The following is a 21,615-nucleotide window of genomic DNA, read 5'->3' as shown; positions in this document are numbered from 1 at the left end:
GAAGCGAAGATCCGGGATCGTCGTCAGGATCAAGCACCATTCGCGTCGAACGATCCCGGGTTCTGCTGCGCAGCCCCGGGATAACGCTTCATAGGATCACCGGGTCTCATAATGATCGCGCACGAGGCGGTCGAGGATGCGCACGCCCCAGCCGGAACTCCAACCCTTGTTGATCTCCGTCGCGGGCGAGCCCATGGCTGTGCCGGCGATGTCGAGATGGGCCCAGGGCACGTTGTTGACGAAGCGCTGTAGAAGCGCCGCCGCCGTGCTCGACCCGCCGAAGCGCCCGGCCGAGTTCTTCATGTCGGCGAACTTGGAATCGATCATCTTGTCGAACTCGGGTCCCAGGGGCATGCGCCAGACCCGCTCACCGGTCGCCTTGCCGGCAACGGTCAGGCGCTCGGCCAGTTCGTCGTTGTTCGAGAACAAGCCGGCATATTCCTGCGCGAGCGCCACCATGATCGCACCCGTGAGGGTCGCGAGGTCGATCATGAACTTGGGCTTGAAGCGATCCTGCACGTACCAGAGCACATCGGCCAGCACGAGGCGGCCTTCGGCGTCCGTGTTGATGATCTCGATGGTCTGGCCCGACATGGTGGTGACGATGTCGCCGGGGCGCTGGGCATTACCGTCGGGCATGTTCTCCACGAGGCCGATGGCACCGACCACATTGGCCCTGGCCTTGCGGCTCGCCAGGGCATGGATGAGCCCGACCACGCAGGCTGCGCCCGCCATGTCGCCCTTCATGTCCTCCATGCCGGCGCCCGGCTTGATCGAGATGCCGCCGGTGTCAAAAACGACGCCCTTGCCCACAAAGGCGATGGGCTTGTCGTTGGCCTTAGCCCCGTTCCAGCGCATGATCGCGACCCGGCCGCCCCGCACCGAGCCCTGCGCCACGCCGAGCAGCGCTCCCATGCCGAGCTTCTTCATGGCCTTGTCGTCGAGAATCTCCACCTCGACGCCAAGCTTGGTCAGAGCCTGCGCGCGGGCGGCAAATTCCTGAGGCCCGAGTACGTTCGGCGGCTCGTTGACGAGGTCGCGGGCGATGATGACGCCCTGCTGGATGCCCTCCCGGGCCTTGTAAGCCTTTTTCACCGCTGCGGGGTCCGCAACGCTGAAGACCAACCGTCCGCCGCTCTTGGCTTCGTCCCCGTCCTTCTTCTTGGTCTTGTAACGGTCGAAGCTGTAGCGGCGCAGCTGAGCGCCGATTGCGATATCGGCCACCGCCTCAGGGGTAATTCCGATCTCAGGCAGGTCCAGGACCACAGTCGCGAGCTTGCCGTTCACCTTACCGGCAAGCAGGCCACCGAGCTGGACGAAGTCCACGTCATTGCGGTCCTTTTCGCCGCCGGTGCCGATCACGATCAGGCGGTCTACGGACAGGCCCGAGGGAACCACGATCGACATGGCCGATTTCGCCTTGCCCTTGAAGCTCTCCGCTGCGGCCGCCTTAGCGATCAGATCGACAGCCTTCGGCCCGAGCTGCTTGGCCACGGCGGCGGAGGGCTTGAGATTCTCTCCAACGAAGACGATGAGATCGCCGGATTCAACTTTCCCGTGGGCCTGGAAGTCGATCTTGAAGCTGTCGGCCATGAAATCCTCTTTGTTCTGGTGCATGTCCGGTCTTAGGGCCGGCTGCGACGCTGATGCGCGATAGTGACGGTTGGGACATATATCATATTGCACGCTCGGGAACGGGGAAGCTGCCGTGAAATCGGCGCAATCTAAGGCTGTTGAAAACGCCCGTCTTGCCTGAGACCGTGTGACACGATACCCAGGGCGCAACCGCCCGGGGGCGAAGGGCCTTATGACACTTCTCGAACGCTACATCCTGAAAATCACATTCAGCGCCTTCGCCGCCTGCCTGGTTGCCCTGACAGGTGTGATCTGGATCACGCAGGCTCTGCGCGAGCTCGACCTGCTGACCGGCAAGGGCCAGACCCTCCTGATCTTCCTGACGGTGACGGGCTTGTCCCTGCCGGCCTTGATCAGCGTCATTGCGCCGGTCGCTCTGTTCCTCGCCACCATCTATACGCTGAACAAGCTGAACGGGGATTCCGAACTGATCGTCATGAGCGCCGGGGGCATGCCTCCGGGGCGGCTGCTGCGCCCCTTCCTGGCGCTGGCGGCGTTCGTGTGCCTGGCCGTCGGCATCATCTCGATCCACATCATGCCCGCGAGCTTCCAGGAGATGCGCCAGCTGTTCACGAAGATCCGGGCCGACTTCGTGGGTACCATGGCCAAGGAGGGCCAGTTCATCAGCCTGGAGAACGGCATCACCTTCCATTACCGGGAACGCCAGGGGGATTCCCTGCTCGGGATCTTCATGGAAGACCTCAGGGAGAAGAACAAAGCCATCGTGTATCTGGCCGAACGCGGCCAGACCGTCGAGCAGAATGGAACGGCCTATCTGGTTCTCCAAAAGGGCAGCGTTCAGCGTAAGGAGCCGAACAGCCGCGATTCCTCCATTGTCGCCTTCGAGCGCTATGCGGTCGATCTGTCGGCCTTCAACAAGGAGGGCGGAGAGGTCGTCTACAAGCCGCGGGAGCGAAGCACCATGCAGCTCCTGTTCCCTGACAAGAGCGAACCCATCTACCAGGAACAGTCAGGGCGCTTCCGGGCCGAACTGCATGAGCGCCTGTCCTCCTGGCTCTATCCGCTCGCCATGATGATGATCGCCTTCGCGGCTCTCGGCGAGCCCCGCACGACCCGACAGGGCCGCGGTTTGGCAATTGCCAGCGCCGTCGTGGCGATCGTGCTGATGCGAATCCTTGGTTTTGCCGCATCGAGCGGCGTCGCCCGGACTCCCGCTGCGGTGGTCGCGATCTATGCCGTGCCGCTAGCGAGCATCTTCATCAGTCTTCTGCTGATCCTGCAGGGGCCGGCCATGCGGTCAGCCCAGACCAAGTTCCTGAGAGCGCTCAGCAATCTGCTACCGGCACGCTCTCCCGCGATCCAGAAGGCCTGACCATGCTGATCGGCCGGACCCTTGGCTTCTACTTCTCGCGGCAGTTCCTCAAGACCATCTTCCTGGTCTTCGCGACGGTCTTCACCCTCGTTTATACCCTGGACTTCGTGGAACTGATGCGGCGTGCCGGTGATGCGCCGGGTGCAACGGCGGCCGTGATCGCCCAGCTCGCCCTGTTCCGCACCCCGGCCATTGCCGAGCAGGTGATGCCCTTTGCGGTGCTGTTCGGCAGCATGGCGGCTCTCCTGCAGCTCAGCCGCAAGCTCGAACTGGTGGTGGCCCGGGCGGCGGGAATCTCCGCCTGGCAGTTCCTTCAGCCAGGGCTCCTGATCGCGTTGCTGATCGGCGTGCTCTCCGTCACCGTCTACAATCCCCTTTCCGCCATTCTCAAGCAGCGCGCCTCCACCCTGGAAACGAGCATCTTCTCCAGGAATATCCAAACCCGGGACAAACCGATCTGGCTTCGTCAGCGAAGCCAGGACGGGCAAGCCATTTTCCGGGCGAACGGCTCGGCGACGAACGCTGCGACCCTCTATGACGTCACGGTTTATGCTTTCGACCACGATGGCGTCTTCAACCATCGGGTCGAGGCCCGCGAAGCGAGCCTGCACGAGGGTTTCTGGGAGCTGAAGGAAGCCAGGATTCTGTCCGCCACCGAGGAGCCTCAATCCCACGATCGTTACCTGATCGCCTCGAGCCTGCAGCCCTCGGAGGTTCGACAGAGCTTCATTGACCCCGATGCAGTTCCGTTCTGGAACCTGAAGGAAACGATCAGCCGGATGGAGCAGGCGGATATCAACGCCACCACCTATCAGCTTCATTACGACCTGCTTCTGGCCCGCCCTCTGCTCTTCATAGCCATGGTCTTTGTGGCCGCATCCGTCTCGTTAAGATTCTTTCGATTTGGCGGTGTAGCCATGATGGTTCTGGGTGGCGTCGCAGCCGGGTTCATGCTTTATGTCGCCACTGAGCTTATGGCGGAGCTTGGAGCCTCCGGAATCATCAGTTCCCTGGTTGCGGCTTGGTTTCCTGCTGTAGTAGGCAGTCTTTTAGGGACCTTAGCCTTATTGTACCAAGAGGACGGCTGACCGTTCTCGATAAGAAGTATTGCGAAGGAGTGGGGATGCGGCGGCTTAAGACAACGATCGCAACGTCTGCGGTCGCAGCGGCACTGGTATATGCCGCTGGGTCAATGCCTGCGCTTGCTCAAGCCACGCTCAACGAGGCCATCGGCGCCCGTGCCCAATCGGGATCCGGGGAGGATCGCCTCCTCGTCGACGCCAGGGAAATCGTCTACGACAACGACCGGAACACGATTGCGGCCTCCGGCGATGTGCAGATGAACTACCAGGGCCGGACGCTCCAGGCCGACCGGGTCACCTACGACCGGAACACCGGCCGCGTCTTCGCCGAGGGCAATGCCCGCCTGACGGATGCCAACGGCACCGTCGCAACAGGCGACCGTTTCGAGCTCACCGACGACTTCAAGAACGGCTTCATCGATTCCTTAAGGGTCGTTCAGACCACCGTCGAGCAGGGCCGTCCCCTGACGACCCGTTTCTCCGCCCCACGGGCCGAGCGCGCGGAAGGCGAGACCACGACCTTCGAGCGCGGCACCTACACGGCCTGCGAACCCTGCAAGGACAACCCGGAACGCCCCCCGCTCTGGCAGGTGAAGGCGGCGAAGATCATCCACAACAACAGCGAGCGGACGATCTATTACGAGGATGCCACCCTTGAGTTTCTCGGCATCCCGGTCGCCTACCTGCCCTATTTCTGGACGCCCGACCCGACCGTCAAGCGCAAGACGGGCTTCCTGGCGCCGCGCTACGTCTACTCGAACACCCTGGGCTACGGTGGCTCGATCCCGTTCTTCTGGGCCATCGCCCCTAACTACGACCTGACGATCAGCCCGACCATCCTGAGCAGGCAGGGCCTCCTCGGGCAGGTCGAGTGGCGCCACCGCCTGGAGACCGGCGCCTACAGCATCCGCGCGGCCGGTATCAACCAGCTGGATCCGGAGGCCTTTCTCCCCTCTCCGTACGGAGCCGGAGATCGCGACTTCCGTGGCTCCCTGGAGTCTTCGGGCGAATTCTTCATCAACCAGAACTGGCGCTGGGGCTGGGACATCGCCCTTGTTTCCGACAAGTGGTTCCTCACGAACTACCGCATCCGCAGCGAGAGCCTGAGCAACTATTACGTCAAGGAATCGATCTCGACCCTCTATCTCCAGGGTCAGGGAGATCGCTCATTATTCGATGCGCGGGGCTACTATTTCCAGACCCTCTCCACCTACGATTGGCAGAAGCAACAGCCGGTCGTGGCTCCGGTGATCGACTACAACAAGCGCTTTACGCCTCCGACCATCGGCGGCGAGTTCGCCCTCGATGTGAACGTCACCAGCCTGTCCCGCGAGGCTGCACAGTTCGACCCGCTGTCTAACGCCAACACGACCTACTTCGGCATTGCGCGGACCTGCACCGTGTTCGATCCGAGTTCATGCCTCGTTCGCGGCATCAGCGGCTCGACGTCTAGAGCTTCCGTTACGGCATCTTGGCGACGTGAGTTCATCGACCCCATCGGCCAGGTCTGGACCCCGTTCGCCTATCTGCGGGCCGACAATTTCTGGGTCGCTCCCGACTTCAACGGCTACCAGAACCAGAAGCTCGAGAACTTCATTGACGGGGATGACGACTATCTCTTCCGCGCCACCCCGGCGGTCGGTCTCGAATACCGCTACCCCTTCATCGCCAGCCTCGGCACCTCGGGCCAGCAGATCCTGGAGCCCATCGCCCAGATCGTCGCCCGCCCGAACGAGACCCGGATTGGCAACCTTCCCAACGAGGATGCCCAGAGCCTCGTGTTCGACGACACGTCGCTCTTCGACTGGGACAAGTTCTCCGGCTACGACCGCGTCGAGGGCGGCGTGCGCGCCAATGTCGGCCTGCAGTACACGGTCACCGGCGCGGACAACTTCTATGCCAACATGCTGTTCGGCCAATCCTATCAGATCGCGGGGCGCAACTCGTTCCGGCAGGGTGACCTCGCCAATGTAGGCTTGGATTCGGGCCTCGACTCCCGGGCATCCGATTATGTCGGCCGTTTCCAGATCTCGCCAAACAGCAACTTTGCGTTCGTGACGCGCGGACGCTTCGATCAGGAAGATTTGAACCTGAACCGGTTCGAGGCCGGCATCCGGGCAAACTTCAATCCCTATCTGCCGGTTTCGACCTCGCTGACCTATGCCCGTTACGAGGCTCAGCCGGCCATCGGCTTCCCGACCCGCCGCGAAGGTCTGCTGGCCTCCGCCCGCTGGGACATGACGCCGAATTGGTACGTCACGGGCTCGATCCTCCTCGACCTGGATCGCTACTTGGTGGCGCGCCAAGGTGCTATCCCGATAGCCGTTCCGGGAGCAGCGATTTCCCAACGTGAGAACGTCGCTTATGTTGCCGGCATGTCCCTAGGTCTGGGCTATATGGACGAGTGCACGACCTTCGCAGTGAGCTACAGCATTACCCCGCGCGACATCACTCTGACCTCGGGCGAGAAGGAGCAGAACCACACGATCGCCTTCAGTCTTGAGCTCCGCTCCCTCGGCGAGGTGGGCTATACGCAGAGACTCAGCGGTTCCGACGATGAGTGACGGTGAAAGACACCGGTGCCAGCCTTGAACCAGCCCTCACTCCTGCTGACGCAGGGTGACCCTGCCGGGATCGGGCCGGAACTGGCCCTGAGGGCCTGGATGCTGCGGGAAGAACGGACCCTGCCCCCTTTCGCAGTCTTGAGCGACCCCGCATTCCTTGAGCGCGTTGCACAGAGCCAAGGCTGGGACGTTCCGATCATGGTCGTCGAAACGGCGCAGATCCCGGACACTTTCCCGCAGGCTCTCCCGGTTCTCCCCTTGAGCGTTCCGGTCTCCGCACAACCGGGCCAGCCTGATGCAGGCGCTGCGGCATCGGTGATCGAATCCATCGAGATGGCCGTACGGCTGGTCCAGAAGGGGGCAGCTTCGGCGCTCGTCACCAACCCCATCGCCAAGCACGTCCTCTATCAGGCCGGGTTCCGGCATCCGGGCCACACGGAGTTTCTCGCCGCTCTGGCATCCCAAGGCCGGGATGAGACCTATCATCCCGTGATGATGCTCTGGAGCGAGGAACTGGCGGTGGTGCCCGTGACCGTGCACATCTCCCTTGCGGACGTGCCCTCTGCCCTTACTACGGATCTGATCGTGAAGACCGGACGCATCGTGGCCCGGGAATTGCGGGAGCGGTTCGGTATCGCAAATCCGAGGCTGGCGCTCGCGGGCCTCAACCCTCACGCAGGCGAGAACGGAGCGATGGGAATGGAGGACGTCAGCATCATCGTCCCGGCCGTCGATATCCTGCGCGCCGAGGGCATCGAGGCAGCGGGCCCGCTGCCAGCGGACACCATGTTCCATGCCCGTGCCCGCAGCCGCTATGATGCGGCCCTTGCCATGTATCACGACCAGGCTCTGATCCCGATCAAGACCATAGCTTTCGATGAGGCGGTCAACGTGACTCTCGGGCTTCCCTTCGTGCGCACCTCCCCGGATCACGGCACGGCCTTCGACATCGCAGGTAAGGGCATCGCCCGGCCCGACAGCCTCATCGCGGCCATCAAGCTCGCCGCCCGTCTGGGGGCGTCATGAGCCAGATCGACGACCTTCCCCCTTTGCGCGAGGTGGTCCGGACTCATGGTCTCATGGCCAGGAAGTCGCTGGGCCAGAACTTCCTGTTCGACCTCAATCTGACGAGCCGCATCGCCCGCTCCGCCGGGCCGCTCGAGGAGGCCACCATCATCGAGGTCGGTCCCGGCCCCGGCGGACTGACCCGAGCGATCCTTGCGGCTGGCGCTAAAAGAGTCATCGCCATCGAGCGCGACACCCGCTGCCTGCCGGCGCTTGCCGAGATCGCCGAGCGATATCCGGGCCGCCTGGAGGTGGTCGAGGCCGACGCCTTGCAATTCGATCCGCGCCCGCTGATCGGAGAAGGTGTTGTCCGGATCATTTCCAACCTGCCCTACAATGTCGGCACGGCCCTCCTGACCGGATGGCTCACCGGTGAGCCCTGGCCGCCTTGGTGGACTTCGCTCACCCTCATGTTCCAGCGCGAGGTCGCCGAGCGCATCGTGGCCGACGAGAGCGACCCGAAGAACTACGGCCGCCTGGGCGTCCTCTGCGGCTGGCGCGCGGAATCGCGCATCCTCTTCGACGTGCCGCCCTCCGCCTTCGTGCCGCCGCCGAAGATCACCTCAAGCGTCGTCCACCTGACGCCGCGGGCGAACCCTCTGCCCTGTCGCCTCGAAACCCTGGAGGCGGTCACGCGGGCTGCCTTCGGGCAGCGCCGCAAGATGCTGCGCCAGAGCCTGAAATCCATCGCGCCGGATCCGTCCGAGATCATCCAGGCGGCCGGGCTTGAAGAGACGACACGGGCCGAGAACATCCCGGTCGAGGGCTATGTGGCGCTGGCCAATGCCCTGGACGCCACGCGCGGCTCGCGGGCTTAAGACGATCCAGGGGCTGGCCTCGTCTTTGATGCGGCCTATATGCAGCCCCTCCACGGGGCAGAGCGGGTCTTTCACAGGACCTTAACCGCGCCTCTTCCATGATCGGTTCAGGTAAGCGGCCTCTATACAGCCGCGAGAGGAGTAAGCGGGCATGTCGCAGCCGCGCAAGAGGATCGGGCTTCTGTTCGGTGGGCGCTCTGCGGAGCACGAGGTGTCCAAGCTCTCGGCCGCCAATGTCCTACGCGCCCTCGATCCGGACCGCTACGACATCATCCCCATCGGTATCGGACGGGACGGGCGCCGGCTCCTCTGCGACAGCGGCAATGGCGGTGGACGGGGGGCAAAATCCCTGGAGATCCCCGAGGGATCGCCTCAGGTGGCTCTGCTTCCGGGCGGTGCGGGCGAGATGATCGTCCTGAATGGCGATGCAGGCTCCACCACGCTTCGTCTCGATGCAATCGTGCCCGTGCTTCACGGACCGAACGGCGAGGACGGAACCGTCCAGGGTTTCCTCGAACTCGCCAATATTCCCTATGTGGGTTCCGGCGTGTTGGGCTCCGCCGCCGGCATGGACAAGGACGTGGCCAAAAGGTTGTTGCGCGACAGCGGCCTGCCTGTCGTTCCCTTCCTGACACTGACGCCTCGCACCCGCGTCGACTACCGGAGGGCCGTGGAGGCGCTCGGCACGCCCGATCTGTTCGTGAAGCCCGCCAATATGGGCTCGTCGGTGGGCATCTCCCGCGCCTCGTCAGAGGAAGAATTCAATCACGCCTGCGAGCGCGCCTTTCGCTATGACGGCAAGCTGCTGGTGGAGCGCAGTGTCACGGGAGCGCGCGAGATCGAGTGTTCGGTGCTGGAGAATGCCGCGGGTGAGATCAAGGCCTCCCCGCTTGGCGAGATCGTGCCTGCCGGCAGCCACGGATTCTACAGCTATGATGCCAAGTACATCGATGCGGACGGCGCCCTTCTGCGCATCCCGGCCGAACTCCCTGCCGGTAGAGCGCAGCGTATCCAGGAGCTTGCGGTTGAAACCTTCAAGGTTTTGGGCTGCGAAGGCTTGGCCCGCGTCGACTTCTTCGTCGATCCGACAAACGAGGACAGCCTGTTCGTCAACGAGGTGAATACCCTGCCGGGCTTCACCGCGATCAGCATGTATCCGAAGCTCTGGGAGGCAGGAGGCCTGCCACAAAGCGAACTGATGGAAGTGCTGATCGGGCATGCCATCGCCCGTCATGAGCGCCGGAACCAGCTGGCGCTCGCCTGACCGGAAGCGTCGATCTAGAGCACCTCCGGTTTAATCTGGGTCATGGTCAGCGGCTCTGAAGTAAAAAGCATCTGGTGCAACTCGGCCAAGCTGCCAAATTGCCTCGGGAAACGGGACGACTTCTCCATGACAGCCAGCAACCGCATCGTCCTCTCCAGCGACCACGCCGCCATTCAACTCCGACAGGCCATTGCCGCTCATATCGCGGCGCATGGCTGGGTGGTGGTCGACATCGGGCCGACAACGCCCGAGAGCACACCTTATCCTAAGCACGGCGAAGCGGCGGCGCGGATCGTCGCCTCCGGCGATTGCCGGTTTGGCATCGTCCTATGCGGCACCGGCCAGGGCATCATGATGGCGGCGAACAAGGTAAAGGGCATCCGTTGCGGCGTCTGCAGCGACACATTCTCAGCCCGCATGATCCGCCAGCACAACGATGCCAACATGCTGTCGATTGGCGCGCGCGTAGTGGGCGAAGGGCTGGCGCTCGATATCGTGGATGCGTTCCTGACCGCCCAGTTCGAGGGCGACCGGCATGCGACGCGGGTGGAGATGATTGAGGCGCTGGAGGGGTAGCGCCGTTCGTCACTTCATAATCGATTCAACGACCAGCGGAAACGCTCTAGTCGAGCTTCTCAGCCAACAGCCCTTCGACGAATTCAGACAGGCCGACAAGACGGTCGCGCTTCAAGCGCTCGGCGGCCTGAATCGCCTTGAGGCTTTCGAAAGACCTACCGAGGTCCTCGTTGACGATCACGTAATCGTACTCAACCCAGCGCTCCATCTCGATGCAGGCATTGGCGAGACGCTTGGCGATGACGTCGGGCGCATCCTCCGCCCGGCGCTCGAGGCGCGCCTTCAATTCCTTGAAGCTCGGAGGCAGGACGAACACGGTCACCACATCGTCGGGCAGCTTCTCCCGCACCTGGCGGGTGCCCTGGTAGTCGATGTCGAAGACCATGTCCTGGCCGCCTGCCAGCGTTCTCTCCACGGGCTTGCGCGGCGTGCCGTAGAAGTTGCCGTGCACCTCGGCCCACTCGAGGAGTTCATCGCGATCGCGCAACGCCTTGAACTCTTCCACATCGATGAAGTGATAGTGCTTGCCCTCGATCTCGGACGGGCGCTTTGGGCGCGTAGTAACGGAGACCGAGAGGACACCGGCCCGCTCTTCCACGAGGCTGCGGGTGAGCGTGGTTTTGCCGGCGCCTGACGGTGACGACAGGATAAGGATCAGGCCGCGACGGTCGACCAGAGACTTCGGATCTTGGCTCACCGCATCACTCCACGTTCTGAACCTGCTCGCGGAATTGCTCGATCACGGCCTTCAGTTCAAGGCCGGTCCGCGACAGGGAGACGTCATTGGCTTTTGCGCACAGGGTGTTCGCCTCGCGCCCGAATTCCTGCGCCAGGAAATCGAGACGCCGGCCGACCGGTCCGCCCTCCTGCAGCAGGCCGCGTGCTGCATCCACATGGGCGCGCAGGCGATCAAGCTCCTCGCGGATGTCGGCGCGGGCCGCGATCAGCACCGCCTCCTGATGGAGGCGCGCCGGGTCGAGGGAGTGTTTGCCCTCGAACAGTTCTGCGATCTGGGCCTCCAGCCGGGTGCGGATCGCCTCCGGCTGGCGAGCGGGCGCAGCCTCGGCCTCGTCGACAAGCCGTGACACCAGATCCAGCTGCTGCCCGAGGACGGCGGAGAGCGCCTGTCCCTCTCTCAAGCGGGCCGCCTTGAGCGCTTCGATCAGAGCTCCGACACCCGCTCGCACCGCGGCCGCAAGCTCCTCGTTCTGCCCAGGATCGTCGGAATCGTCGTCGAGTTCCACCACGCCGCGCACGGCGAGAAGACCGTCGAGGGAGGCCGGCTTCACGTTCTCTGGCAGCGACAGGCCACTGAGGGCGGAGAGAAGCGATTGCAGCACGTCCTGATTGACGCGCAGCTTCGGGGCTGACGATGCCTTGCTTAAGGATAAATTGAGCTGGCCCTGCCCGCGGGTGAGCGCCTTGAGGATCTGCCCGCGCGCTTCCTCGCCCATGGCGTCGAGGCCCGAGGGTGCTCGAACACGCACTTCGAGCCCGCGGCCGTTCACGGTCTTGAGTTCCCAGGCCCATTGATAGGCGCCGGTGACGCCGGCCTCGCGGGCAAAGCCGGTCATGCTCGCAATGGACATGCGTAAAACCTCGGACGGAATGAAAATCGGCGCGACCATAATGCGCGCCGATCCAAGAGTCGATTGAGGATTGGGGATCTCCCCGGCCCGTCAGGGCTGCCGGAGAGCCGGAACGTTCTTCGGATTGCTCAGGTCGAAGCTCTTGTTCTTGAGCGGGTCCTTATCGGTTCCCTCGCTGGCATCGAAGCCACGTCCCGGGCGGCCGCCCACCGCCGGAAGAGCATTCGCGGTGCCGCGCAGCGCAGGAGTTGCACCGGGCGGCAGGCCGGTCTGCTCGCCCTCGGGCGCGACGCGATCCACCTCATTGGGCTCAGGTGTCGGGCGGCTCTTCTCGATCTGGCGCCAGCGGGCCACGTTGCGTTGATGCTGCTCATAGGTCTCGGCGAAGGCATGGCCGCCGGATCCATCGGCCACGAAGTAGAGATCCTTCGTGCGAGACGGGTTGGCCACCGCTTCGAGCGCGGCGCGACCGGGATTAGCGATGGGCCCGGGAGGCAGCCCTTCGACCACATAGGTGTTGTAGGGCGTCGCGGCTTCGATCTCGCTGCGCAGGATCCCGCGCCCCAGGGTGCCCTTTCCGCCCACGAGACCGTAGACGATGGTGGGATCGGACTGGAGCTTCATGCGCTTCATGAGTCGGTTGATGAACACGCCAGCCACCCGCGTGCGCTCGTCGGCACGGCCCGTTTCCTTCTCAACGATGGAGGCGAGGATCACGAGCTCCTGCGGCGACTTGATCGGCAGCTCGGGCGAACGGCGCTGCCAGATCTGCTCGATCGCCTGACGTTGGGCCGTCTGCATGGTGTTGAGGATCTGCTGACGCGTGGTGCCTCGCTCGAATTTATAGGTATCCGGCAGGAGCGAGCCCTCGCGCGGGGTCTCGGTGATGTCGCCCGTGAGGATATCGTGCTCGTAGAGACGAGCCAAGACCTGCTCGCTGGTGAGCCCCTCCGGAACCGAGACGGTGTGCAGGATGGCCCGGCCCTGGATCAGGGTATCGATAGCCTCCTCGACGCTGGTTCCAGCCTTGAACTGGAACTCGCCGGCTTTGAGCTGCCCGCGCTGGCGGTTCATGTAGGCATAGGCCTGGAACATCAGGGGCTGCTCGATGACGCCTTCCTGCTTGAGGATCTGGGCGATCTCGCCCGTGCCGGTGTTGCGGGGGATCACCACGACCTTGTCGCTCTGCAGGGGGCCGTCCGTCGTCACCGCCTGCTGCAGCATGGAGAAGCCGAAGATGCCCGCGATGGACACGGCCACCAGCAGGGTCAGCAGACCGCTGAGCAGGGACAGCATGCCCCTGCGGCGGCGGCGGAGCTTCGGCGGCGGCGGCGGAGCCATCGACGGCTTGATGGCCTCGCTCGGGGACCGGGGTGCCAAGCGGGGCTGCGACGATCCGTTCTCGGAATCGTCCACGGGGGCCAGAAGGATCTTTTTCTTTCGTCCGAACATCACGCCGCTTTTCTGGTGTCGGCCGGCGGTCCTGCCGGTCCGCCGACACCCTAGCCGGGATTATGGCGAAAAGCCGTAACAGGCCGCGCCGTTCTCAAGATACGCGACGAAGAATGAGCGAAGCGTTAGTTCCGCCGAACCCGAAGGAGTTCGACAGGGCCACGTTGACCTCTTTGCGCTTGGCCTGCTTCGGCACGAGATCGATGGCCGTCTCCACCGACGGATTGTCGAGATTGATGGTCGGCGGGATGATGCCGTCGCGCATGGCCAGGATCGAGAAGATCGCCTCGACGGCACCGGCGGCGCCGAGCAGATGACCGATCGCCGACTTGGTGGACGACATGGAGAGCTTGCCGGCGGCATTGCCCATGATCCGCTCGACTGCCTTCAACTCCAGCTCGTCGCCCAGCGGCGTCGAGGTGCCGTGGGCGTTGACGTAGTCGATCTCAGACACGTCGATGCCCGCGCGCTTCAGGGCTGCGGCCATACAGCGATAGGCGCCGTCGCCATCCTCGGATGGCGAGGTGATGTGGTAGGCATCGCCCGACAGGCCGTAGCCGATGACTTCGGCGTAAATCTTGGCTCCGCGCGCCTTGGCGTGCTCGTATTCCTCCAGCACCACGACGCCGGCGCCCTCACCCATGACGAAGCCGTCACGGTCCTTGTCGTAGGGGCGAGAAGCCTTCTCGGGCGCGTCGTTGTAACCCGTGGAGAGAGCCCGGCAGGCGGCAAAGCCCGCGATGGAGAGGCGATTGACCGGGGATTCCGTGCCGCCTGCGACCATCACATCCGCATCGCCGAGAGCGATCAGGCGGGCTGCGTCGCCGATGGCATGGGAGCCGGTGGAGCAGGCGGTCACAACCGCGTGGTTCGGCCCCTTCAGGCCGTGCTCGATGGACACGTAGCCGCCAGCCAGGTTGATCAGGCGGCCAGGAATGAAGAAGGGCGAGATCCGGCGCGGTCCACGCTCGATCAAGGTGGCAGAGGCCTCGTAGATGCCCCCGATGCCGCCGATGCCGGATCCGAGCAGGACGCCGGTCGCGCATTGCTCCTCATACGTCTTAGGCTCCCAGCCGGAATCACGAAGAGCCTGGGTCGAAGCTGCCATTGCATAGACGATGAAAGGATCGACCTTGCGCTGCTCCTTGGGCTCCATCCACTCGTCGGCATTGAAAGTGCCATCGGTGCCGTCGCCGCGCGGGATCTGGCAGGCGATCTGACAGGCCAGGTCATCGACCTGGAAATCCGTGATCTTGCCGGCGCCGCTCTGCCCTTCGATAAGGCGCGACCATGTGGCATCGACCCCGCTGCCCAGCGGAGTGACCATGCCAAGACCTGTAACAACTACCCGGCGCATGAATTCCTGCCCTATCGATTGATAAAATTCGGGCGTCGGATGAGTCACCCGACGCCCCTTCAGCTTTTAGGCTGCGTTCTTCTCGAGGAAGCGGACAGCGTCGCCGACCGTCACGATGGTCTCAGCCGCGTCGTCCGGGATCTCGACGTTGAACTCTTCCTCGAACGCCATCACCAGCTCGACCGTATCAAGGCTGTCGGCGCCCAGGTCGTCGATGAAGTTCGCGTTCTCGACCACCTTGTCAGCTTCGACGCCGAGATGCTCGACAACAATCTTCTTCACGCGATCAGCGACGTCACTCATCGTTTTTTCCTCAGTGGCTGCCGCCTCAGGAATTGGGCGGATCAAGAAATAATTTTAGATCAGCTGCTCAGCTGACAACGCTGAAACGGCTACCCTGCGCCGTGCAAAGCCGCATTTTTAAGCGCCGGTCAACCCCTTTGACCTGATCGGAAACATGCTTAACACAAGCTTATCCTGTCTGGCGAGGGGGTGCCGGCACCTGCAAACAGATTCCGGAAACGGCCCTAAGTTACTTTAGAACATGGCCATTCCGCCATTCACGTGCAGGGTCTGGCCCGTCACGTAGGCGGCTTCGCTCGATGCAAGATAAACCACGGAAGAAGCTATTTCCTCGCCATGTCCCAGGCGTCCCATGGGGATCGTGCCCAGGATTCCCTCGCGCTGCTTCTCGTTGAGCACGTCGGTCATGGGCGACTCGATGAAGCCCGGAGCGACGCAGTTCACGGTGATATTGCGGCTGGCGACCTCGGCGGCGAGCGCCTTGGTCATGCCGATCAGCCCGGCCTTGGAGGCGGCATAGTTGCCCTGCCCCGGATTGCCGGTGGAGCCCACCACGGAGCCGATATTGACGATGCGACCGTAGCGGCGGCGCATCATGTTCTTCACGGCGGCCCGGGACAGGCGGAAGGAGGCGGTGAGGTTCACGGCAATCACCGTGTCCCATTCCTCGTCCTTCATGCGCATGAAGAGGTTGTCCTTGGTGACGCCGGCATTGTTGACCAGGATGTCGAGCCCTTCCATGGCCGCCTCAGCCGCCGGGACGAGAGCCTCGACCGAATCCTTGTCGGACAGATTGGCCTCGACCACGTGGACCCGCTCGCCCAGCGACGAGGCAAGCTCATCCAGGGCAGCCCGGCGGGTGCCGGAGAGGGTCACGGTCGCGCCCCGGGCATGCAGGGCGCGGGCGATGGAGCCGCCGATGCCACCCGTGGCGCCGGTGACGAGAGCCTTGCGGCCGGTGAGATCGAACATGCAGGGTTCCTCTTATCCGTTCAGGGATGCCTTGAAGGTGGCGATATCCTCAGGGGCTCCGATGGCGGCGGACGATGCGCCGGTCGCAATGCGCTTCACGAGGCCGGTCAGCACCTTGCCGGAGCCAACCTCATAGAAGGAATCGACGCCCTGAGCTGCCATGAAGGCCACGCTCTCGCGCCAGCGCACGGTGCCGGTGACCTGGCGGACCAGAGCGTCCCGGATCATTGAGGGATCGGTGATGGGGGCAGCCTCCACATTGGCCACCACCGGAACGACGGGAGCGTTCACGGTCACGCGGTCCAGGGCCTCGCGCATGGCGTCGGCCGCCGGCTGCATGAGGGCGCAATGGAAGGGGGCGGACACGGCCAGCATCACGGCGCGCTTGGCGCCCTTGGGCTGGGCAATGGCCATGGCCCGCTCGACGGCCGCCTTGTGACCGGACACCACCACCTGGGCGCCGCCATTGTCGTTGGCCGCGTCACAAACCTCTCCTTCAGCCGCCTCGCGGGCGACCTCGAGGGCAGCGTCGTATTCCAGACCCAGAAGCGCCGCCATGGCGCCCTGCCCTAAGGGAACGGCGTTCTGCATGGCGTTGCCGCGGATTCTCAAGAGCCGGGCCGTATCGGAGATCGAGAGGCTGCCTGCGGCCGCGAGAGCCGAATACTCGCCCAGGGAGTGTCCAGCCACAAAGGCGGCATGCTGCTTCAGATCGAGACCGGCCTCGGCCTCCAGCACGCGGATCGCTGCGAGGCTGACCGCCATGAGGGCCGGCTGGGTGTTGGCCGTGAGGGTCAATTCCTCGGCAGGACCGTCCCACATGAGGGTGGAGAGCTTCTGGGACAGAGCCTCATCCACCTCGTCGAAGACAGCCTTCGCTTGCGGGAAGGCCTCGGCCAGGGCCTTGCCCATTCCGACCGTCTGGCTTCCCTGCCCGGGAAAAATGAATGCGCGCGTCATCAGGAATGGAACCCTCAGTTCAACGAATCCGCGCGGGACTCGCACCCGGAAGGCAAGGAGTCAAGGCGAAGGGCGCGCTGCTCCGCACTTGACCTGTGATCAGATGAGGCGCCGCCACCCCCGCAGCATCTGCCGGTTCACGGGAGGCCTTTGCAGGCTCAGATGTCTCAGGACAATACCCAAGGCATGACCGAGACTTCGCAGAATGGATCTTATGGCTCCCAAGAACAGCCCTCCTCAGGCTTGACCTTGGGAAACTGTACTCAGGCCGGAGTACCTCCGCCGTGCGCACCCACACCTGTCCCCGGCTTGGGCATAGGCCCCTGCGGCAGAACGCATCCTCTTGTTTTCTGAGGGCAACCGGTGTATCCGGTCCCTCTTCCGATATTCCTTGAACCTGAAGAAGGAGCCCCGCATGGCTCGCGTGACCGTCGAAGACTGCATCGACAAGGTCGACAACCGGTTTGAGCTCGTGCTGCTGGCCAGCCACCGGGCCCGCCTCATCTCGTCGGGCTCGCCCCTGACGATCGATCGCGACCGCGACAAGAACCCGGTCGTGGCCCTTCGTGAGATCGCGGACGAGACCATCGCTCCGGACGACCTGAAGGAGCAGCTCATCCACTCCATGCAGAAGTATGTCGAGGTGGACGAGCCGGAGGCCGAAGCCGTTCCGATGCTCAGCAACACCGCCGCGGCCCCGTCCACGGGCGGCGACAACGACGCGGACGTGCAGTTCGACCGCATGAGCGAGGATGACCTGCTGCGCGGCCTTGAGGGCCTCGTGCCCCCGAGCAGCAGCGCGGACGACGACGAGCGCGAATAAGCGTTCTCAAGCCTTTTTTCGGAAAGCCCGGCCCTGCGCCGGGCTTTTTTGTTGCACGGCTTAACCACGACCCGGCATGCCTGCCCTGCGGCAAGGTATTCAGCTTGCGGTCAGAAGACGTTGTACAATATCCTCAATAGCTTCCTGACTTTTAGCCGGATCGAACGGGCCCAAAGGAGATGTCGGCCGAATGATGCGCCAATATGAACTCGTCGAGCGGGTCAAGCGCTACAACCCCTCGGCCGACGAGGCGCTTCTCAACCGCGCTTACGTGTACGCCATGATGGCCCACGGCACCCAGAAGCGGGCATCCGGCGACCTGTTCTTCGGCCACCCTCTTGAGGTGGCGGCCATCCTGACCGATCTCAAGCTCGACGACGCGACCATCGCGGCGGCGGTCCTGCACGATACGGTGGAGGATACCCAGGCGACCCTGGAGGAGATCAACAAAACCTTCGGCCCTCAGATCGGCGCCCTCGTGGACGGCCTCACCAAGATCAAGCGTCTCGACCTCGTGTCGAAGCGGGCGGCCCAAGGCGAGAACTTCCGCAAGCTGCTGCTCGCCGTGGCCGACGATGTGCGGGTGCTGCTGGTCAAGCTCGCCGATCGCCTGCACAACATGCGCACCCTGCAGTTCATGCCGCCGGAGAAGCGCGAGCGCATCGCCGAAGAAACCCTCGACATCTACGCGCCGCTCGCCGGCCGCATGGGTATCCAGGAGATGCGCGAGGAGCTGGAGGAGCTGTCCTTCCAGAACCTCGACCCGGAAGCCTACGAGGCCATCAAGCGCCACCTGCACGAACTCTCGACTAAGAGCGAGAAACTGGTCGAGGAGATCGAGCGGACCCTGACCACCAAGCTAAGGGCGCAGGGAATCGAGGCGGTGGTGACGGGACGTCAGAAGCGCCCCTATTCCATCTGGCGCAAGATGGAGCGGAAATCCGTCTCCTTCGAGCAGCTCTCCGACATCTTCGCCTTCCGCATCATCGTGGGAACCATCGACGAGTGCTACCGGGCGCTCGGCATCGTCCACACCAGCTGGCCCATGGTGCCGGGCCGGTACAAGGACTACGTCTCGACCCCCAAGCAGAACGACTACCGGTCGATCCACACCACGGTGATCGGGCCGGGCAGCCAGCGCGTCGAGCTTCAGATCCGCACCGAAGACATGGACGAGGTGGCGGAATTCGGCATCGCGGCGCACGCCCTCTACAAGGAAGGCGTGAACAACGATTCACGCCTCGCCACGGAAAGCCGCGCCTACCAATGGCTGAGGCGGACCATCGACCTCCTGGCGGAGGGCGACAATCCGGAGGAGTTTCTCGAACACACGAAGCTCGAACTCTTTCACGACCAGGTCTTCTGCTTCACACCCAAGGGCCGCCTGATCGCCCTGCCGCGCGGCGCAACGCCTATCGACTTCGCCTATGCGGTCCACACGGATGTCGGAAACACGGCGGTGGGCTGCAAGATCAACGGCCGCATGTCGCCGCTGTTGACCGAGCTGCAGAACGGCGACGAGGTGGAGATCGTCCGCGCCGAAGGGCAGACGCCTCCGGCCGCCTGGGAATCCCTGGTGGTCACCGGCAAGGCCCGGGCCTCGATCCGCCGCGCGACCCGCGCTGCGGTGCGCCGGCAATATACCGGCCTCGGCCATCAGATACTTGAACGCGCCTTCGAGCGTGCCGGGCGTCCCTTCTCCGACGAGAAGCTGAAAGGGGCCTTGCCCCGGCTGGCGCGTGTCTCGGCCGAGGACGTCCTGGCGGCAGTGGGCCGCGGTGAGATGTTCTCCGGCGACGTGGTGCGTGCCGTCTATCCCGACTACTTCGAGGAACGGCGTGCCGGCAGCGACGGCAGGGGCAGCGGACAGCCGGACGGTGCCGGCAAGAAGAGCCCCGGAGAGCATGCGAGCGGCATTCCGATCCGCGGCCTCAGCACCGACATGCCGATCAGCTTTGCGCCGGAAGGCGGCGCCGTGCCGGGAGACCGCATCGTCGGCATCATGAACCCCGGCGAGGGCGTCACGATCTACCCGATCCAGTCACCTTCGCTCGCGGCATACGACAACGAGCCGGACCGCTGGATCGACGTGCGCTGGGATTTGGATTCGGGATCGACACAGCGCTTCCCGGCACGCATCAAGCTGCAATCGATCAACGAGCCTGGATCGCTCGCCCAGATCACCCAGGTGATCGCCGACCATGACGGCAACATCGACAACGTCTCCATGAAGCGGCGCACTCAGGACTTTACCGACATGACCATCGACCTGACGGTCTGGGACCTGAAGCATCTCAATGCCATCATCGCGGAGCTGCGCGCCAAGCGCGTGGTGAGCCGCGTCGACCGTGTAACCGGATAGAAGCCTATGTCTCCTAAGCCCCGCATTGCCGTCATCATGGACGAGAACACCAGCGGCGACGGCACCCGCTACGAAACTACGAAGGCATATTTCGTCGCCGTCCAGCGCGCCGGAGGACTTCCCTTCGGCATTCCCTACATTCCGGAGATGATCGAGCCGGTCGTGGAGGAGTTCGACGGCTTCATCAGCGTCGGCGGGCGCATCCGGTTTCCTCGCGACTGGTATGTTGCCGACGACGAGTCTCGCTATCCGTCATCGGAGCGGCTCGATATCGAGCAGGCGCTCATGCGGGAATTTCTCGAACGCGACAAGCCGGTGCTCGGGATCTGCAACGGCATGCAGATGCTCGCCTGCCTCCATGGCGGGCGTATGGTGCATGAGGTACGCAAAAGCGGGCCCCATATTCTCATTCATGACGACCGGACGGCCATGCACCCCGTCGAGATCGTGCCGGGCACGATGCTTTCGCGCATCGTGGGCACGACGCGCCTCGACGTGAACAGCCGCCATCAGGAAGCGGTTGTTGCAGTGTCCGATCAAGCCGTCATTGCCGCCAAGGCGGATGATGGTGTGATCGAGGCTGTCGAGATCCCGTCCAGGCGTTTCGCCATCGGTGTCCAGTGGCACCCAGAGGCCTTTGCGACTCAGGACAACCCTGGCAACAGGCTGTTCAGCGCCTTCGTGCAGGCGTCACACGATCGCCGGCAGGGCTGATACAGGAATTCCGGATGCCCATCACCGTTCTCGGTCTCGATGCCGACGACACGCTCTGGCACAACGAGACGTTCTATCAATCGTCTCGTCAGCGCTTCAACGAACTGCTTGCGGATTTTGTCGATGTTGAGCGGCTCGAAGAAGAGATCGCGGCAACGGAAAAGCGCAATCTCGGCCTCTACGGCTATGGGGCGAAAGGCTTCACGCTCTCGATGATGGAGACTGCCATCCAGGTGAGCGAGGGCAAGGTTTCGGGCCAAGCCCTCGGCGAGATCCTCACTATCGGCCGCGAGTTGATGAACCATCCCGTGGATCCCCTCCCCGGCGTTCACGAAGCTCTGGAAGCGCTCTCGGAACAATACAGGCTCGTACTCATCACCAAAGGCGATCTCTTCCACCAGGAGTCGAAACTCGCCGCCTCCGGCCTCGGCAGCTTCTTCTCGGGCGTCGAGATCGTCAGCGAGAAGAAAGCTGAAACCTACACCCGCATCTTCTCGCGCCACGGCGCAGGCCCTGAGCACGCCGCCATGGCCGGCAACTCCGTGCGCTCGGACGTGCTTCCGGCCCTCGAAGCCGGCAGCTACGCAGCGCTCATCCCATTCCATCTAGTCTGGGCCCACGAGGACGCGCCGCTTCCCACCGACCATCCACGCTTCGCCGAATTGTCGTCGCTTGCGGAGTTGCCGCATTGGTTGGCTAAGGTTTCCGGTTCTTCAGGATCCTAAATAGGCGAATAGCTACTCTGC

Annotated in this window: 19 protein-coding genes; 11 read left to right on the top strand and 8 right to left on the bottom strand. The window is 63.6% G+C overall.

The features are described 5' to 3' along the window. Positions 1-96: 96 nt before the first annotated feature. Positions 97-1,593, bottom strand: coding sequence for a leucyl aminopeptidase (locus tag VB618_RS02645; RefSeq protein WP_329795114.1), 1,497 nt, complete (start codon positions 1,591-1,593; stop codon positions 97-99). Positions 1,594-1,807: 214 nt separating this feature from the next. Here VB618_RS02645 and lptF point away from each other — a divergent pair, with 214 nt between their 5' ends. The 7 genes from lptF to rpiB all read left to right on the top strand — a co-directional run bounded on the left by lptF (position 1,808) and on the right by rpiB (position 10,337). Further along, the gene (gene lptF, locus VB618_RS02640; protein ID WP_329794942.1) at positions 1,808-2,968 is read left to right on the top strand and encodes an LPS export ABC transporter permease LptF; all 1,161 of its coding nucleotides are present in this window, start codon (positions 1,808-1,810) and stop codon (positions 2,966-2,968) included. A 2-nt stretch (positions 2,969-2,970) separates the two neighbouring features. Continuing rightward, positions 2,971-4,056, top strand: a complete 1,086-nt coding sequence (lptG, locus tag VB618_RS02635) for an LPS export ABC transporter permease LptG (RefSeq protein WP_329794941.1) — start codon at positions 2,971-2,973, stop codon at positions 4,054-4,056. Positions 4,057-4,091: 35 nt separating this feature from the next. Continuing rightward, on the top strand, positions 4,092-6,614 hold the full coding sequence (locus VB618_RS02630) for an LPS-assembly protein LptD (protein ID WP_329794940.1): 2,523 nt from the start codon (positions 4,092-4,094) through the stop codon (positions 6,612-6,614). Positions 6,615-6,638: 24 nt separating this feature from the next. Beyond that, the gene (gene pdxA / locus VB618_RS02625; protein ID WP_442931617.1) at positions 6,639-7,640 is read left to right on the top strand and encodes a 4-hydroxythreonine-4-phosphate dehydrogenase PdxA; all 1,002 of its coding nucleotides are present in this window, start codon (positions 6,639-6,641) and stop codon (positions 7,638-7,640) included. Then, positions 7,637-8,497: a 16S rRNA (adenine(1518)-N(6)/adenine(1519)-N(6))-dimethyltransferase RsmA gene (gene rsmA / locus VB618_RS02620; RefSeq protein ID WP_329794938.1), complete on the top strand. Its 861-nt coding sequence runs from the start codon at positions 7,637-7,639 to the stop codon at positions 8,495-8,497. Before pdxA ends, rsmA begins: the two co-directional genes overlap by 4 nt. Positions 8,498-8,648: 151 nt before the next feature. Beyond that, positions 8,649-9,761, top strand: a complete 1,113-nt coding sequence (locus VB618_RS02615; protein ID WP_329794937.1) for a D-alanine--D-alanine ligase family protein — start codon at positions 8,649-8,651, stop codon at positions 9,759-9,761. Positions 9,762-9,887: 126 nt separating this feature from the next. Beyond that, positions 9,888-10,337, top strand: coding sequence for a ribose 5-phosphate isomerase B (rpiB, locus tag VB618_RS02610; protein ID WP_329794936.1), 450 nt, complete (start codon positions 9,888-9,890; stop codon positions 10,335-10,337). A 46-nt stretch (positions 10,338-10,383) separates the two neighbouring features. On the opposite strand, the gene gmk is transcribed toward rpiB, so the two are convergent. The 7 genes from gmk to fabD all read right to left on the bottom strand — a co-directional run bounded on the left by gmk (position 10,384) and on the right by fabD (position 16,970). Beyond that, a complete protein-coding gene (gmk, locus tag VB618_RS02605; RefSeq protein ID WP_329794935.1) occupies positions 10,384-11,034 on the bottom strand; it encodes a guanylate kinase in 651 nt (216 codons plus the stop codon). 4 nt (positions 11,035-11,038) lie between these two features. Continuing rightward, a complete protein-coding gene (locus VB618_RS02600) occupies positions 11,039-11,926 on the bottom strand; it encodes a YicC/YloC family endoribonuclease (protein ID WP_329795113.1) in 888 nt (295 codons plus the stop codon). Between the two features lie 90 nt (positions 11,927-12,016). Beyond that, complete coding sequence (mltG, locus tag VB618_RS02595) at positions 12,017-13,378, bottom strand: endolytic transglycosylase MltG (RefSeq protein ID WP_329795112.1); 1,362 nt, start codon at positions 13,376-13,378, stop codon at positions 12,017-12,019. Positions 13,379-13,472: 94 nt separating this feature from the next. After that, a complete protein-coding gene (fabF, locus tag VB618_RS02590; RefSeq protein ID WP_329794934.1) occupies positions 13,473-14,735 on the bottom strand; it encodes a beta-ketoacyl-ACP synthase II in 1,263 nt (420 codons plus the stop codon). A gap of 66 nt (positions 14,736-14,801) precedes the next feature. After that, complete coding sequence (locus VB618_RS02585) at positions 14,802-15,038, bottom strand: acyl carrier protein (RefSeq protein WP_036347903.1); 237 nt, start codon at positions 15,036-15,038, stop codon at positions 14,802-14,804. Positions 15,039-15,272: 234 nt separating this feature from the next. Continuing rightward, a complete protein-coding gene (fabG, locus tag VB618_RS02580) occupies positions 15,273-16,010 on the bottom strand; it encodes a 3-oxoacyl-[acyl-carrier-protein] reductase (protein ID WP_329794933.1) in 738 nt (245 codons plus the stop codon). A 12-nt stretch (positions 16,011-16,022) separates the two neighbouring features. Beyond that, complete coding sequence (fabD, locus tag VB618_RS02575; protein ID WP_329794932.1) at positions 16,023-16,970, bottom strand: ACP S-malonyltransferase; 948 nt, start codon at positions 16,968-16,970, stop codon at positions 16,023-16,025. 415 nt (positions 16,971-17,385) lie between these two features. Here fabD and rpoZ point away from each other — a divergent pair, with 415 nt between their 5' ends. The 4 genes from rpoZ (at position 17,386) to VB618_RS02555 (ending at position 21,594) form a co-directional block, all read left to right on the top strand. After that, a complete protein-coding gene (rpoZ, locus tag VB618_RS02570) occupies positions 17,386-17,793 on the top strand; it encodes a DNA-directed RNA polymerase subunit omega (protein ID WP_329794931.1) in 408 nt (135 codons plus the stop codon). A 190-nt stretch (positions 17,794-17,983) separates the two neighbouring features. Further along, positions 17,984-20,155 (top strand): RelA/SpoT family protein, encoded by a 2,172-nt coding sequence (locus VB618_RS02565; RefSeq protein WP_329794930.1) that lies wholly within the window; start codon positions 17,984-17,986, stop codon positions 20,153-20,155. Positions 20,156-20,161: 6 nt separating this feature from the next. Then, entirely contained in the window at positions 20,162-20,869 is a 708-nt protein-coding gene (locus tag VB618_RS02560) for a gamma-glutamyl-gamma-aminobutyrate hydrolase family protein (RefSeq protein ID WP_329794929.1), read from the top strand. Between the two features lie 14 nt (positions 20,870-20,883). Next, positions 20,884-21,594, top strand: a complete 711-nt coding sequence (locus VB618_RS02555; protein WP_329794928.1) for an HAD family hydrolase — start codon at positions 20,884-20,886, stop codon at positions 21,592-21,594. Positions 21,595-21,615: the final 21 nt, after the last annotated feature.

The organism is Microvirga sp. CF3062, assembly GCF_036314045.1.
Taxonomy (GTDB): domain Bacteria; phylum Pseudomonadota; class Alphaproteobacteria; order Rhizobiales; family Beijerinckiaceae; genus Microvirga.
This window is presented reverse-complemented; position numbering and strand designations above follow the sequence as displayed.

Excerpts from the sequence above, each read along its gene's own strand:
- VB618_RS02645 (WP_329795114.1), bottom strand. The coding sequence starts at position 1,593 with ATGGCCGACAGCTTCAAGATCGACTTCCAGGCCCACGGGAAAGTTGAA.
- lptF (WP_329794942.1), top strand. The coding sequence starts at position 1,808 with ATGACACTTCTCGAACGCTACATCCTGAAAATCACATTCAGCGCCTTC.
- lptG (WP_329794941.1), top strand. The coding sequence starts at position 2,971 with ATGCTGATCGGCCGGACCCTTGGCTTCTACTTCTCGCGGCAGTTCCTC.
- VB618_RS02630 (WP_329794940.1), top strand. The coding sequence starts at position 4,092 with ATGCGGCGGCTTAAGACAACGATCGCAACGTCTGCGGTCGCAGCGGCA.
- rsmA (WP_329794938.1), top strand. The coding sequence starts at position 7,637 with ATGAGCCAGATCGACGACCTTCCCCCTTTGCGCGAGGTGGTCCGGACT.
- VB618_RS02615 (WP_329794937.1), top strand. The coding sequence starts at position 8,649 with ATGTCGCAGCCGCGCAAGAGGATCGGGCTTCTGTTCGGTGGGCGCTCT.
- rpiB (WP_329794936.1), top strand. The coding sequence starts at position 9,888 with ATGACAGCCAGCAACCGCATCGTCCTCTCCAGCGACCACGCCGCCATT.
- VB618_RS02600 (WP_329795113.1), bottom strand. The coding sequence starts at position 11,926 with ATGTCCATTGCGAGCATGACCGGCTTTGCCCGCGAGGCCGGCGTCACC.
- mltG (WP_329795112.1), bottom strand. The coding sequence starts at position 13,378 with ATGTTCGGACGAAAGAAAAAGATCCTTCTGGCCCCCGTGGACGATTCC.
- fabF (WP_329794934.1), bottom strand. The coding sequence starts at position 14,735 with ATGCGCCGGGTAGTTGTTACAGGTCTTGGCATGGTCACTCCGCTGGGC.
- VB618_RS02585 (WP_036347903.1), bottom strand. The coding sequence starts at position 15,038 with ATGAGTGACGTCGCTGATCGCGTGAAGAAGATTGTTGTCGAGCATCTC.
- fabG (WP_329794933.1), bottom strand. The coding sequence starts at position 16,010 with ATGTTCGATCTCACCGGCCGCAAGGCTCTCGTCACCGGCGCCACGGGT.
- fabD (WP_329794932.1), bottom strand. The coding sequence starts at position 16,970 with ATGACGCGCGCATTCATTTTTCCCGGGCAGGGAAGCCAGACGGTCGGA.
- rpoZ (WP_329794931.1), top strand. The coding sequence starts at position 17,386 with ATGGCTCGCGTGACCGTCGAAGACTGCATCGACAAGGTCGACAACCGG.
- VB618_RS02565 (WP_329794930.1), top strand. The coding sequence starts at position 17,984 with ATGATGCGCCAATATGAACTCGTCGAGCGGGTCAAGCGCTACAACCCC.
- VB618_RS02560 (WP_329794929.1), top strand. The coding sequence starts at position 20,162 with ATGTCTCCTAAGCCCCGCATTGCCGTCATCATGGACGAGAACACCAGC.
- VB618_RS02555 (WP_329794928.1), top strand. The coding sequence starts at position 20,884 with ATGCCCATCACCGTTCTCGGTCTCGATGCCGACGACACGCTCTGGCAC.